Origin of the sequence: Candidatus Poriferisodalis sp., assembly GCF_965208925.1 — a bacterium.
Classification (GTDB): domain Bacteria; phylum Actinomycetota; class Acidimicrobiia; order Acidimicrobiales; family Poriferisodalaceae; genus Poriferisodalis.
Genome location: NZ_OZ242364.1, coordinates 3,423,045 through 3,436,698, shown reverse-complemented (window position 1 = coordinate 3,436,698; position 13,654 = coordinate 3,423,045). Strand labels below are relative to the sequence as shown.

Here is a 13,654-nt window from a genome sequence, read left to right as displayed (position 1 = left end):
CCATCGCCGGCCACCGTGGGCGGGGCGAACGGAACTAGACGGCGAGGGGGCGCTGGTCGGCGAGGAAGCGCTGGGCCATCACCATCAGCACCACCCAGTACTCGGCGCTGGGCACGAGGTCGCCGAGCGTTACCTCGGTCGTCACCTCGCGTGCGTCGAGATGGCCAGCGGCGGCAACGCCATGCACGGAAATCGGCGGTCCGCCGTTGAGCAGCGCCAGGAGGTCGGCGATCGGCACGTCGAGCACCGCCTCGACTTCGTCGAGTGCCAGCACGTAGTCGGCAAGCGGGCGGTCATCGCGCAGCAGGTACACGCTGGTCAGCTCGCAGTTCAGCGTGCCTTCGCCGCTGTCATCGGCCAGCCTGCGGACGCCGAGCGGCACCAGCTCGGTGCCGGCGGGGGCTATGCCGAGTTCTTCTTCCAGCTCACGCACGCCATCCAGCGGTGTCTCGCCGGCAGCCAAGTGCCCGGCCGCGCTGATATCGATCAGTCCCGGAAAGGCAGCCTTGGAGGGCGAGCGTTGCTGCAGCACGGCCGTCGGCACGCCGTCGCGCAGCGTGACGATCTGGCAGTGGAAGACGCGGTGCCACTCGCCGCGCTCGTGCACCTCGTCCCTGGGGGCGGTCCGTAGGTAACGCCCCACCTCATCGACGACGTCGAGATGCTCGACGCCTGGCGCGCTGTCAGTCACCGCCACATTGTTCCCGCTGGCGTGGCCAGCAGCGTGCAACCCGCGGGTCCGAAGCCGGCGGTGGCTCGGAAGCTGCTACAGCAGCGCCGCGTAGTTGTCGAGAATCGGGAGCACTGTGTCGGCATCTGCCGGCGGCAGGCCGAGCACGACCCGGGTGCAGCCGATCTCGGCGAGGCTCTCGATGATCTCCGGCTTGGGAGGAGTTCCGAACTGCCCGATCTCGATTTCATCGGGGTCGCGGCCGGCCTCGATCGCAGACTCACGGATCTGCTTGACCGGCACCGCAAGGTCGTAGCGACCGGAAATCGGCATCCAGCCGTCGCAGAACTCGACGATGTCGGCAATGGTCTTCGGTCCTGCCGCACCGCCCAGGATCACCTTCGGCCCGCCTTCCTGGATGGGCTTCGGCCATGCCCACGACGAGTCGAAGTTCACCCAGTCGCCGTGGAATTCGGCCTCGTCGTTGGTCCACAGCTCGCGCACCGCCAGCATCATCTCGCGGGTGATGGAGCGCCGGTCGGTGTACTTCACTCCGTGGTTGGCCAGCTCTTCCTTGTTCCAGCCGTAGCCGATGCCCAAGATGAACCGACCGTTCGAGATCCGATCCACAGTGGCGGCCTCCTTGGCCAGCCAGATCGGGTCACGCTGAGCCACAAGCGTGATGCCGGTGCCAAGCATGATGTTCTCGGTGACTGCTGCTGCGGCGCCCAGCGACACGAACTGGTCGTGTGTGCGCCAGTACTCCTCGGGCAGCGGCGGTGCGCCCTCACGACCGCCCCACGGCGTCTCGCGGCTCGTGGGAATGTGGCTGTGCTCGGGGAACCACAGCGACTCGAAGCCACGTTCCTCGGTGGCCTTCGCCAACTCGACCGGCCCGATGGCCTTGTCGGTGGGGAACATCATCACGCCGATCTTCACTGTGGTCCTCCTGATGGGCACGAGTTCGTGGCGGGTACGGCCGGGGTCGGCCGCCGCAGAGAGTAACGGCCATTGATTGATGCTGCCCGCCTGGGCTGCTGGTGAGCAACGCCTCGTCGCGGCCCCGCTGGCTGGCCCATGCGTGCTGCGGTGAGTCACCGAAGATCAGCTTGATGGCGTAGACAGCGGTGGCGCGAGGCGTAGCGTGGTGCCGGCACACAGGGCGAGGGCCCCCGGGCTTGCAGGCACGCTGTGGCCCGACGACTTGGAGGCAGTGTGAAGATCACCATCGATGTCGAGAAATGCATCGGCAGCGGATCGTGCGAGATGATCGCCCCGGGCATCTTCGAGGTGGGCAATGACGGTCTCGTCCAGCTGCTTGAGGACAGTCCCAGCGCCGAGCATCACGCAGTCGTGCGCACGGCTGCAGCGAGCTGTCCCACACAGGTCATCTCCGTAGACGACTGAGCCCGGCCGACCCGGGCCGCTCGACAACCCGCCGGTACCCTCAAACCCGAGAGCTGACCCGTCGGCCAGCATGATCCGGCTGTTCAGGATCAGTTCTTCGAACTCGGGAAGTGGCGCAGCCTGGTAGCGCACCTGCTTTGGGAGCAGGGGGTCGTGGGTTCAAATCCCGCCTTCCCGACTGAGGCTCAGCGAGCTGTGGGGAATCCCAGGTCGACGCCGCGGTCGGCCGGGTCCGGCCAGTGCTCGGTGACGGCCTTGAGCCTCGTATAGAAGCGGATGCCTTCGGGGCCGTGCATGTGGTGGTCGCCGAACAGCGAATCCTTCCAGCCGCCGAACGAGTGGTACGCCATCGGCACCGGGATCGCCACATTCACGCCCACCATCCCCACGGGGGCCTCACGGCGGAACCGTCGGGCCGCTCCGCCGTCCCGGGTGAACAGCGCCACGCCGTTGCCGAACTGGTTGTTCTCGATGAGCTCCATGGCTTCTTCGAATGACTCCACCCGCACCAGGCACAGAACTGGGCCGAAGATCTCGTCCTCATAGACCTTCATCTCCGCGGTGACGTCATCCAGCAGGGTCGGTCCGACCCAGTAGCCATCCGGGTGGCCGTCGACCACCAGGTCACGGCCGTCACGCTGCACCACGGCACCTTCGGATTCGCCCAAGTCGATGTAGCTCAGCACCCGGTCACGGTGCTCGGCTGTCACGAGCGGTCCCATGTCGACGGCTTCGGCGCCGAGCCCGTTGCCGATGCGCAGCCCATCGATCCGCTCGCAGATCGCGTTGGACAGATCATCGGCGATGGCTCCCACGGCCACCACCACTGAGATGGCCATGCAGCGCTCTCCAGCCGACCCGTAACCGGCCGATACCGCCGCGTCGGCCGCCTGGCCGATGTCGGCATCGGGCAGCACGATCATGTGGTTCTTGGCGCCGCCGAGCGCCTGCACCCGCTTGCCGGCCATCGACGCCGTTCGGTGCACATGACGAGCGATGGGCGTCGAACCCACGAAGCTGACGGCGTCGACGCCGGGATGCTCGCACAGTGCGTTCACGGCGTCGGCGTCGCCGTGGAGCACGTTGAACACTCCGTCGGGCAGCCCGGCCTCGGCGAACAGCTCGCCGATGCGCACAGCCACCGACGGGTCCTTCTCGGACGGCTTGAGCACGAAGCAGTTGCCGCAGGCAATGGCCACCGGGTACATCCACATCGGCACCATCGCGGGGAAGTTGAACGGCGTGATGCCGGCCACCACGCCCACCGGCTGACGGACCGTGTAGGCGTCGTGCTCGGTGCTGATGTCGTCGGTGCGCTCGCCCTTGAGCAGCTGGCCGACGCCGCAGGCGAACTCGACCACCTCGATCCCGCGCCGCATCTCGCCGAGGGCATCGGCTCGCACCTTGCCATGCTCGGCCGAGACCATCTCGGCCAACTCCAGGCGGTGCTCCTCGAGCAGCTCGCGGAACGCGAACATGACTGCAGCACGCGACGACAGCGAGGCCTCCCGCCACCCCTCCCAAGCGGTGCGTGCTGCACTCACGGCGGCGTCCACGTCGCCGGGCGAGGCCATCGGAACCGTGGCGACCACGCTGCCGGCGACCGGGTCCGTCACCTCGAACATCGTCTTTGGCGAGCCCGGTGTGCGCTGACCGCCGATCCAGTGGTCGACTTGCCTCATGTGAGTCCTCCTTGCCGGCAGCGTCCGACGTCGAAGCCAGAGCCGGGCGAACGCGCCGAATGCCGATATCTATGAACCTTGATTCTCGCAGCCTTGCGAGGGTGAATCGGAACGCTCGGCCGACGGCGCTGCCAACAGCGGGGCATGGCTAGAGTCCGCGCCCATGAGCGAGGTCAATCCCATTCCCCCGGACCGGCCATTTGTCGTGCCCTACATGACCATCGGCGCCCGCACCGACGGCTCTCCCGGCGGGGCGGCCGATGCCATCGAGTGGTACACGGCCGCCTTCGGTGCCCGCGAAACCAACCGTCAAATGGCACCAGGGGGCGACAAGCTGATGCACGCCGAACTGGTGCTCGGCGACGGTTTGATCTTCCTCGCCGACGACTTCCCGGAATGGGGCGGCGAAGCCTCGGCGCCAGCGGCGCTGGCCGGCTCGACCGTCACGATGCACCGCTATGTGGCCGACTGCGACGCAACCATCGACAAGGCGGTGGCCATGGGCGCCGAGGTGCTCATGCCGCCGGCGGACATGTTCTGGGGTGACCGCTTCGGCAGCATCCGCGACCCGTTCGGGCACAAGTGGTCGATCGCAACCCACGTGCGGGATGTGACTCCTGAGGAGATGGAGGCCGCAGCGGCGGCAATGTTCGCCGAGGGACCCGACCAACAACAATCAGAGGGTTGAGCCATGGCCGTAACTGATCTTGCGGGACGCATTGCCGTCGTGACCGGCGGCGGCACGGGCATGGGCCGCGAACTGGTGCGCCAGCTCGCCGCTGCCGGATGCCATGTCGCTGCGTGCGACCTGAACGCGGAAGAACTCACCCGAACTGCCGAGCTGGCGACCAGCGGCTCCAGCGGTGTGCGAATCACGACGCACGATTGCGATGTCACCGATGCCGATGCCGTCTCGGCCTTTGCCGCCGAGGTGGCCGCATCGCATGAGACCGACCACATCAACCTGCTGTTCAACAACGCTGGCGTCGGAGGCGGCGGCAGCTTTGTGATCGACGATCAGCGTGCCGCGTGGGACACGACCTTCGCGGTGTGCTGGGACGGCGTGCTCAATTGCGCTCGCGCCTTCATGGACATGCTCGTCCGCTCCGATGGCGCAGCGATGGTCAACACCAGCAGCATCAACGGCTTCTGGGCGACCGTCGGTCCCGGCGCCCCGCACACGTCGTACTGCGCAGCCAAATTCGCTGTGAAGGGATTCACCGAGGCGCTGATGCAAGACCTGGAGATGCACGCAGCTCACGTCAGTGCTCACGTCGTGATGCCCGGACACATCGGCACCTCGATTGCACTGAACAGCTTCTCGGTTCACGGCGTTGACGTGCCCCTCATCCGCAAGAACATGGCAGCACGCGGCGTCGATCTCGATGCGTTCAGCGACGAGGATGTCGAAGCGCTTGTCCGGGACCGCAACACCCGATTCCGCGACGACGCGCCGACCTCAGCGGCGCAGGCAGCCGAGATCATCCTCTCGGATGTGCTGGCGGGCCAATGGCGGATCCTGGTCGGCGATGATGCATACCGCATCGACGAGAGGGTGCGAGCCGATCCCGAATCGGCGTACACGCTGGAGTTCTTCGAAGCATTTCGCGACGAAGGCCACCTGCAGGCCTTCCCTCCCCGCTAGCCGGCCTCGCTTCTCCTAGTCACGGAGCTGCGACTCTCCGATGAGGCCAACCAGGTGGAATTGATCGTCGGTCCACGGACCAGAGTCACGCCGTTCACCGAACGCGCGGTGGCGGCGGGCATGACGAAGGCGATGGTGTACAACCACACCCTCCTGCCGATCAGCACCGACGACCCGGTGGCGGAATACCGGGCGCTGACGGAGGCTGCGGCAATCTGGGACGTCGGCTGCGAACGGCAGGTGCAGATCGCCGGACCGGATGCCCACCGGTTGATGACCTATCTCTGCGCCCGTGATCTGCGTGACCTGCGGGTGGGCATGGCTCGCTACGCGCCGATGTGCGACTACCGGGGCCGGCTCGTCAACGACCCGATGGCGCTGCGCATCGACGAGACGACCTTCTGGCTCTCGATCGCCGACAGCGACGTGCTGCTGTGGGCACGAGCCGTCGCGGGCGAAGGCGGGTACGACGTCGAGATAAGTGAACCCGACGTCTGGCCGCTGGCGATCCAAGGCCCCCGTGCCGCCGATGTGGTCGCCGCCGCTCTGGGGGATTGGGTACGCGAACTGCGCTTCTTCCGCTTCGCCCCTCATGATCATGACAACATTCCGATGGTGGTGTGCCGTTCGGGCTGGTCGGGTCAGGGCGGGTTCGAACTCTTCTTGATGGACGGCGCCAAGGGCGAGCAGCTCTGGGACCTGCTGTGGGAGGCAGGCCGGCCCTTCGGTCTTGGCGTCGGCGCGCCGAACAACCCCGAGCGCATCGAGAGCTTCCTGCTGTCGTTCGGGGGCGACACCGATCCCGAGACCGACCCCGACGAGGCGGGCATCGGTCGCTTCGTCAGCTTGAGGGATGACCATGACGGCCCGGCAGGCTCGGTGAGTCACGACTTCATCGGCAAGGAGGCGCTGCGCGCCCGGCGGGCATCGGGCAGCCAGCGACGCTTGGTCGGGCTGGTGATCGACGGCGATCCGCCGTTGCCCCTGCGATCGCCGCGCTCGGTTCAGAGCCCCGACGGCCACCCGGTTGGCACGCTGCGAGCCCTCGCACGCTCGCCGCGCTTCGACGCCAACATCGGCCTTGCGCTGCTGGACCCGCGGTGGTTCGAGCCCGGCACCGAGCTCCAGGTCAGCCTCGATGGCACCAACCGAGCCGCCACCACCACGTCACTGCCCTTCGACCTCGACTGACGGCAGTACAGGCCGGTCCAGCGCGCGCCGCTACCCTCGGCCGTTGCCGCGGACGTAGTTCAATGGCCAGAACCTCAGCCTTCCAAGCTGATGATGCGGGTTCGATTCCCGTCGTCCGCTCGCCAGGGCGTATGAGCGCAGAGGCACAGATGCCATAGCTGCGGAGGCAGCAGGTGAACTCTGCGAGGTTGGAACCTGCTGGATTCCCGGAGCAGAGGGCGCCTGCTGCCTCCGCAGCGGGCACACCCTTCCGCGCAGTCAACTAGGCGGCGCGGATCGGGCCGTCCTCCAGCACCTGGCGGTTCGCGATCACCTCGTCGATGATCCCGTACTCCTTGGCAGCCTCGGCATCCATGATGAAGTCGCGTTCGGTGTCGGTGTGGATGCGCTCGAGGTCCTGACCGGTGTGGTGCGCAATGATCCGCTCGAGCCGCTCGCGCATCCGGTCGATCTCACGGGCCGCCAGCTCGATGTCGGTCGCCTGACCCATCGCCTGCCCGTAGGGCTGGTGCAGCAGCACCCGCGCATTGGGCAGCGCCATCCGCTTGCCCGGCGTGCCCGCCGCCAGCAGCACTGCCGCCGCCGACGCTGCCTGTCCCAGGCAGATCGTGGTGATGTCGTTGCGGATGTACTGGCTGGTGTCGTAGATGGCGAACAGCGAGCTGATGTCGCCGCCCGGCGAGTTGATGTAGATGTTGATGTCCTTGTCGGGATTCTCCGACTCGAGGTGGATCATCTGCGCGCACACCAGGTTGGCCACGACGTCATCGATGGGCGTGCCCAAGAAGATGATGTTCTCCTTCAGCAGGCGGGAGTACAGGTCGTAGGCGCGCTCGCCGCGATTGGTCTGCTCCACAACGGTGGGCACCAGGTAGTTGCGGGCGCGGTATCGCTCGCTGCTGTGATCGCCACCTGGGTGAGCGTCGCGCGAACTTGCGGAGAACTCGGCTATCACGGTGTATCCCCTCTGTCGTCAGAATCAGTGTGATCAAGATTGCTGTCAGTGTCGCCTTCGGCGTCGCTGTCGTCGGCACCTCCAGCATCGCCTGTCGTGGGCAGTTCGAGCGCCGAACGCTCGATGGTGTCGCCGTCCGGTCCGATGAGTGTGGCGGCTTCTATGGCCCATTGCAGCGCCTTGCTCTTGCAAATTGCTGAGGTCAAGTGAGCAAGCCCGTCGGTCTCGGCGATGACCTCGCGTAGCTGGGCGGCGCTGCGGCCGTCAGTCGCTGCCATGCGCTCGAGCTCTCCGTCGATGTCATCGTCGTCGGCTTCCAGGGATTCGGCCACTGCCACAGCACGCAGCGCCAAGTCGAGACGGACGCCTCGTTCGGCGTCGTCTCGCAGCTCCCCGATGAACGACGCCGGCTCCTGACCGGTTGCCTCCAGCCACTCCTCGATCGTCATGTTCCGCTGCTGCAGCCCGCTGCCCAGTTCCTGCATGCGATCCGCGATGGCCCCGCTGACCATGGCGTCGGGAACCGGTCCCTCCACGAGGTCCGCAATCTGTTTCTGCGCCTCATCGCGCAGCACCATGTTGGCCTGCATGATGCGGCCGAAGCTCAGCTGTCGGGTGGTGACGTCGCGCAATTCGGCAACGCTGTCGTGCTCGGTATTCTCGTCGACCCAGTCGTCGGTGAGTTCGGGCAGCACCAACTCCGACACGAGATTGACGGTGATCTCGAAGTCGATCTCCATCTCCGGCTGGACCGGATGCGGCGCGCTGAATGACAGGTCGGCGCCGGCCTCGCAGCCAGTCAGGTGCTCATCGACCTCGGGGACGATGCCGCCGCTGCCGACCTCGTAGAGATAGTCCTGCGCTGAGAGCCCGGGGAGTGGTTCCCCCTCCACGGATCCTTCGATGTCGATCGTGACGCGATCGCCTTGCGCAGCGGCACGATCCACCTGGGCGATATCGGCGAACTGGCGGCGCGTCTCGTCAATACGGGCGTCGATCTCCTCGTCTGAGGGCTCAGGGCTGGGAATCTCGATCTGCAGGTCTTCGTAGCCCGCCACGGACACCACCGGCCGGACCTCGACGGTCGCTTCGAATGCGACCGGTCCGTCGCTGCCGTCGAGGGTGAGCTCCAGTTCTGGCTGGTTCACCACGTCTACGCGGTTGTCGCGCACCGCTTCGGCGTAATAGCGGGGCACCGCCTCTTCGAGCGCCTGAGCGCGGCCGATCTCGGATCCGAAATGCGACTCCAGCACGCGCCGCGGTGCCCGGCCCGGTCGGAATCCGGGAATGCGCACTTCGCGGGCAAGCTTGCGGAATGCAGCTTCGATGTCGGCATCGAATGTCTCGGCGTCGACCTCGACGGTCAGCTTGACGCGAGGTCCGATGAACCTCTCGTTCGCGGCCTCGCTATCGCCTGAGCTGCTGCCGTCCGGACTGCCGTCACCGGCCGAGACGTCAGAATCCTCGGCGTTCGCGCTCCCGGCGTCGTCGCCCTGCGAGGTGTCATCGGGCTGGGAGGGATCGGGTTCAGTAACTGGCGCGGGCCCGATGAAATCCGCTGGATCGAGCGGCGTCAGCGTCGTCTTCACGAAGCGCGGAGCCTACCGGCGCGCCGACGGAGCACCGTTCTGCGCCAGTCGCAGCGTCGCTTTGCCACGTCTCGTGCGGCCGCCCCAGCAGCCCGACAGATCACGTGTAGTCGCGCATGCTGTGCCATCCTTGGCGGACGGCTCGTGTGACACCCCGGTGTTGCACGGCTGTGCAAGAGTCGGCAAGCTCATCCGCAGGAGGGAGGTGCAACGTGGCGAAGTTCGGCGAGGGCGGCGAACTGCTCAAGTGCTCGTTCTGCGGCAAGTCCCAGAAGCAGGTTCGCAAGCTCATCGCGGGCCCGGGCGTCTACATCTGCGACGAGTGCATCGACCTGTGCAACGAGATCATCGACGACGAGATCGAGACGACGACCGAAACGCCGTTCGAAGCGGTGCCCAAGCCCCGCGAGATCTTCGCGTTCCTCGACGACTACATCATCGATCAGGACAGGACCAAGACGATTCTCTCGGTAGCTGTCTACAACCACTACAAGCGCATGCGCCTCGAGCCCTCTGGACCAGGCGCCGCTGAAGACGTTGAGATCGCCAAGTCGAACATCCTGCTGATCGGCCCCACCGGCTGCGGCAAGACGATGATGGCGCAGACGCTGGCGCGCATGCTGAATGTGCCGTTCGCCATCGCCGACGCCACGGCGCTCACCGAGGCCGGCTATGTGGGCGAGGACGTCGAGAACATCTTGCTCAAGCTGTTGCAGGCAGCGGACTTCGACGTGAAGCGTGCCGAGACCGGGATCGTCTATATCGACGAGATCGACAAGATCGCCCGCAAAGCCGAGAACGCATCGATCACCCGCGATGTCTCAGGCGAGGGTGTCCAGCAGGCCTTGCTCAAGATCCTGGAGGGCACCGTGGCGTCGGTTCCCCCGCAGGGCGGCCGCAAGCACCCGCACCAGGAGTTCTTGCAGATCGATACCAGCAACGTGCTGTTCATCTGCGGCGGCGCATTCGACGGGCTCGAGCGCCTCATCGCCGACCGTGTCGGCGAGCGCGGTGTCGGCTTCGGGGCCACACTGCGCAACGCCGCGGACAGCTCAGCGCTCGACATCCTGCCGGACGTGCTGCCCGAAGATCTGCGGCACTTCGGCCTGATACCCGAGTTCATCGGCAGGCTCCCGGTGGTGGGCGTCGTCGATCCGCTGGGCCCCGATGCATTGCGGCGCATCCTCACCGAGCCGAAGAACGCCCTGGTCCGCCAGTACCGTCGGATGTTCGAACTCGACGACGTTGAGCTCGAATTCACCTCCGATGCACTCGAGGCGATCGTGGATCAGGCGATGCTGCGCAACACAGGAGCTCGGGGGCTTCGAGCGATCCTTGAAGAGGTGCTGCTGGGGCTGATGTACGACCTGCCGAGCCGTGACGACGTCGCTCGCTGCATCGTCGACCGCGACGTGGTGCTGGACAAGGTGAACCCGACGCTGGTGCCCCGTACCACCGTGACGCGCCGCGCATCTTGAACCCTGGGCCGCCGAACACCGGGCCGCCAGCATCAGCGTCTGGCCCGTTGCTCGACTACGAGGCCGCCGTCGACTGGCTGGATTCCCACATCGACCTAGAGCGTTTGCTCGGCGGTCCCGAGGCGACACCGCCCACGCTGGACCGCATGTGGACGCTCATGGGTGTCCTGGGCGACCCGCAGGACAGCGTGCCGGCGATTCACATCACCGGAACGAACGGCAAGGGCAGCACGGCCCGGCTGTCAGCAGCACTGCTCGGGGCGTGCGGCCTCGCTGCGGGCAGCTACACGTCACCGCACATCGATCGTGTCAACGACAGGATCGCAGTGGCCAACGAGCCGCTCGACGACGACGCGTTCACGATGGCCATCAGCGAGGTCGCCGTCTTCGAACCGATGGTGACCGAGCGCTTCGGCGAGCGGCCGAACTACTTCGAGGTGATGGCCGCCGCCGCGTACAACTGGTTTGCCTCCGCGGCGCATGTCAACGTGATCGAAGTGGGTATGGGCGGACGCTGGGACGCGACCAACGTGGTGGATGCCGCAGTGGCGGTGATCACCAATGTGGGCGCCGATCATCTCGAGATCATCGGGCCGACGCTGGCAGACGTGGCCCAGGAGAAGGCCGGGATCATCTCCGCTGGGGCGACCGTCGTCTGCGGCGAAACCACACCTGAGCTCAGCGACATCGTGGCCGCAGCGGCCACGCAGGCGGGAGCCGAGCTGTGGCGGCGCGGCGTCGACTGGGACGTTCTGGACCGCCGTCTGGCAGTAGGCGGCCAGCAGGTGACGGTGCGCACGCCGTTCGGCGAGCACGCCGAGCTCTTTGTGCCGCTGCACGGCGCCCATCAGGCAACGAATGTCGCCACCGCCATCAGCTCCGTCGAAGCGTTCTTCGGTCGGAGTCTGGACGACGATGTCATTGCGGCTGCGCTGGATGATGTCTCGCTGCCAGCGCGCTTCGAGATCGTTGCCCGCCGGCCGACGGTGGTCATCGATGGTGCGCACAATCCCGCAGGTGCCGTGGCGTTGCGCGACACGCTGGCGGAGTCGCTGCTGGTCGATGCCGACAGGGCCGACAGCCCCAGGGTGCTGGTCATCGGGGCGAACAGGCCGCACGATCCCGCCGCGTTCTGCGAGGCGCTCGGCCTCGGCTCGTTCGACGCAGTCATCGCCACCGCAGCGCAGTGGCCGCGAGCGCTGCCGCCTGCTGAGATCGCAGCGGCCGTGGAAGCTGCTTGGGGTGCCGACAGGGAGACGACCGGCAGCCGACGCCCGCTCGAGATCATCAACACAGGCAGTGTCTCGGAAGCTGTGCACGCTGCCCGTGAATGGGCCGGTTCCGACGGGATCGCGGTGGTGAGCGGCTCGCTGTACGTGGCCGCTGAAGCGCGGCGACTTCTGGGGGTTGACCCGCATTAGCCTCGGACGCGCAGCCGACGGCGCATCGCGCCACGAAGCGAGCCAGGCCGAGGGAGACAGCGATGCGGCAAACGCTGGTGATCTGCAAGCCCGACGCTGTCGAGCGCGGCCTCGTCGGCGAGATACTGAGCAGGTTCGAGCGCAAGGGGCTTGCCATCGCGGCCTTGGAGCACGGCGTCATTGAGCGCGACACGGCCGAGCAGCACTACGCCGAACACGCCGGCAAGAGCTTCTATGCGCCGTTGCTGGAGTTCATCACGCGCTCGCCGTCGGTGGTCATGGTGCTCGAGGGTCCCGCCGACGCAGGCGACGACGTGTTCGCCGTGGTGCGCACCCTCATGGGTGCCACCAATCCCGCCACGGCGGCGCCCGGCACGATCCGGGGCGACTATGGACTGTCCCCGACGGAGAATCTCGTGCACGGCTCCGACAGCGATGCCTCCGCCCAGCGGGAGATCGCCCTGTTCTTCCCGTCGCTCGCACAAGCAAGCAACACACCGCACAATGGCGCAGCCGAGAGCGCTGCGTCGATCAGTGAGGTGAGCGGCTGATGGCGTCGAACGGGTCATCTCGGCCGCGCCGGCGCGGATCGGTCTTCGGCGGCCGGGACATTGCGGTGGATCTCGGAACTGCGAACACGATCGTGTTCGTGCGCGGCAGGGGAATCGTGCTCAATGAGCCCTCGGTGGTCGCTGTCGACTCCATGACCGGCAACTCGCTGGCGGTCGGCCTCGAGGCCAAGCGGATGATCGGTCGGACGCCGGGCAACATCACTGCGATCAGCCCCCTCAAGGACGGCGTGATCGCCGACTTCGACATCTGCGAGAAGATGCTGCGGCACTTCATCAATGAGGTCAGCCAGACGCGCTGGCCTAAGCCGCGCATGGTGATCTGCGTGCCATCGGGGATCACCGGTGTGGAGCAGCGCGCGGTGCAGGAAGCCGCCGAATACGCGGGCGCCCGCCGCGCCTACATCATCGAGGAGCCGATGGCCGCGGCGATCGGCGCCGGGCTGCCGGTGCAATCGGCGCAGGGAAGCATGATTGTCGACATCGGCGGTGGCACCACGGAAGTGGCCGTGATCTCGCTTGGCGGCATAGTGACGGCCCGCTCGGCTCGCATCGGCGGCAACATGATCGACGCGTCGATCAGCGCTCACGTCAAGAAGGAACACGGCCTCGTCGTGGGCGAGCGGACCGCGGAGGAGATCAAGCTCGCACTCGGATCGGCGTGGCCGCTGCAGCAGGAGATCTATGCCGAGGTCCGCGGCCGCGACATGGTCAGCGGGCTGCCCGAGTCGGTCAGCGTCGACAGCCAGGAGATACGCGAAGCGATCGCGGGGCCGGTCAGCGCCATTGTCGATTCGGTGAAGGCGACGCTCGATGACACAGCGCCAGAGTTGGCTGCCGATGTCATGGACTACGGCATCACGCTCGCAGGCGGCGGGGCGATGCTGCGCGGCCTGCCGGACCGACTGCGCTCGGAGACAGGCGTTGCAGTCCACATCGCGGAGGACCCGCTGTTTGCCGTCGTGCGCGGTTCAGGCCAGACGCTCGAAGAGTTCGACGTCCTCCACGGAGTGCTGTACTCCTCCACCGAGGGGCGCTGACGCCCCC

13 protein-coding genes and 2 tRNA genes are annotated in these 13,654 nt (G+C 66.7%); 10 read left to right on the top strand and 5 right to left on the bottom strand.

The window, feature by feature from the left end:
- Positions 1–34 precede the first annotated feature (34 nt).
- Both ACOGI5_RS15190 and ACOGI5_RS15185 read right to left on the bottom strand, forming a co-directional pair.
- Complete coding sequence (locus ACOGI5_RS15190; RefSeq protein ID WP_419865243.1) at positions 35–691, bottom strand: NUDIX hydrolase; 657 nt, start codon at positions 689–691, stop codon at positions 35–37.
- Positions 692–766: 75 nt separating this feature from the next.
- Positions 767–1,609 carry an LLM class F420-dependent oxidoreductase gene (locus ACOGI5_RS15185; RefSeq protein ID WP_419865242.1) on the bottom strand — a complete coding sequence of 281 codons (843 nt, stop codon included), beginning with the start codon at positions 1,607–1,609 and terminating at the stop codon, positions 767–769.
- Between the two features lie 276 nt (positions 1,610–1,885).
- On the opposite strand from ACOGI5_RS15185, the gene ACOGI5_RS15180 reads away from it, so the two are divergent.
- Together ACOGI5_RS15180 and ACOGI5_RS15175 are read left to right on the top strand one after the other, a co-directional pair.
- A complete protein-coding gene (locus ACOGI5_RS15180) occupies positions 1,886–2,077 on the top strand; it encodes a ferredoxin (protein WP_419865241.1) in 192 nt (63 codons plus the stop codon).
- Positions 2,078–2,181: 104 nt separating this feature from the next.
- A tRNA-Pro gene (locus ACOGI5_RS15175) sits at positions 2,182–2,255 on the top strand.
- A gap of 7 nt (positions 2,256–2,262) precedes the next feature.
- Here the strand turns inward: ACOGI5_RS15175 and ACOGI5_RS15170 are convergent.
- Positions 2,263–3,759, bottom strand: coding sequence for a CoA-acylating methylmalonate-semialdehyde dehydrogenase (locus ACOGI5_RS15170; protein WP_419865240.1), 1,497 nt, complete (start codon positions 3,757–3,759; stop codon positions 2,263–2,265).
- A 163-nt stretch (positions 3,760–3,922) separates the two neighbouring features.
- Here ACOGI5_RS15170 and ACOGI5_RS15165 point away from each other — a divergent pair, with 163 nt between their 5' ends.
- From ACOGI5_RS15165 to ACOGI5_RS15150, 4 genes are all read left to right on the top strand, one after another.
- The gene (locus tag ACOGI5_RS15165) at positions 3,923–4,447 is read left to right on the top strand and encodes a VOC family protein (RefSeq protein ID WP_419865239.1); all 525 of its coding nucleotides are present in this window, start codon (positions 3,923–3,925) and stop codon (positions 4,445–4,447) included.
- A gap of 3 nt (positions 4,448–4,450) precedes the next feature.
- A complete protein-coding gene (locus ACOGI5_RS15160) occupies positions 4,451–5,404 on the top strand; it encodes an SDR family NAD(P)-dependent oxidoreductase (protein ID WP_419865238.1) in 954 nt (317 codons plus the stop codon).
- A 54-nt stretch (positions 5,405–5,458) separates the two neighbouring features.
- Positions 5,459–6,595, top strand: coding sequence for a glycine cleavage T C-terminal barrel domain-containing protein (locus ACOGI5_RS15155; RefSeq protein WP_419865237.1), 1,137 nt, complete (start codon positions 5,459–5,461; stop codon positions 6,593–6,595).
- Positions 6,596–6,643: 48 nt separating this feature from the next.
- Positions 6,644–6,715: transfer RNA gene (locus ACOGI5_RS15150), tRNA-Gly, on the top strand.
- A 142-nt stretch (positions 6,716–6,857) separates the two neighbouring features.
- Here the strand turns inward: ACOGI5_RS15150 and ACOGI5_RS15145 are convergent.
- Together ACOGI5_RS15145 and tig are read right to left on the bottom strand one after the other, a co-directional pair.
- A complete protein-coding gene (locus tag ACOGI5_RS15145) occupies positions 6,858–7,550 on the bottom strand; it encodes an ATP-dependent Clp protease proteolytic subunit (RefSeq protein ID WP_419865236.1) in 693 nt (230 codons plus the stop codon).
- Positions 7,547–9,139 carry a trigger factor gene (tig, locus tag ACOGI5_RS15140; protein ID WP_419865235.1) on the bottom strand — a complete coding sequence of 531 codons (1,593 nt, stop codon included), beginning with the start codon at positions 9,137–9,139 and terminating at the stop codon, positions 7,547–7,549. Before tig ends, ACOGI5_RS15145 begins: the two co-directional genes overlap by 4 nt.
- Before the next feature lie 212 nt (positions 9,140–9,351).
- Here tig and clpX point away from each other — a divergent pair, with 212 nt between their 5' ends.
- From clpX to ACOGI5_RS15120, 4 genes are all read left to right on the top strand, one after another.
- A complete protein-coding gene (gene clpX, locus ACOGI5_RS15135) occupies positions 9,352–10,617 on the top strand; it encodes an ATP-dependent Clp protease ATP-binding subunit ClpX (protein WP_419865234.1) in 1,266 nt (421 codons plus the stop codon).
- A 47-nt stretch (positions 10,618–10,664) separates the two neighbouring features.
- Positions 10,665–12,038: a bifunctional folylpolyglutamate synthase/dihydrofolate synthase gene (locus ACOGI5_RS15130; protein ID WP_419865233.1), complete on the top strand. Its 1,374-nt coding sequence runs from the start codon at positions 10,665–10,667 to the stop codon at positions 12,036–12,038.
- 62 nt (positions 12,039–12,100) lie between these two features.
- Entirely contained in the window at positions 12,101–12,589 is a 489-nt protein-coding gene (gene ndk / locus ACOGI5_RS15125; protein WP_419865232.1) for a nucleoside-diphosphate kinase, read from the top strand.
- Positions 12,589–13,647: a rod shape-determining protein gene (locus tag ACOGI5_RS15120; RefSeq protein ID WP_323673053.1), complete on the top strand. Its 1,059-nt coding sequence runs from the start codon at positions 12,589–12,591 to the stop codon at positions 13,645–13,647. The genes ndk and ACOGI5_RS15120 overlap by 1 nt, the downstream gene beginning before the upstream one ends.
- Positions 13,648–13,654: the final 7 nt, after the last annotated feature.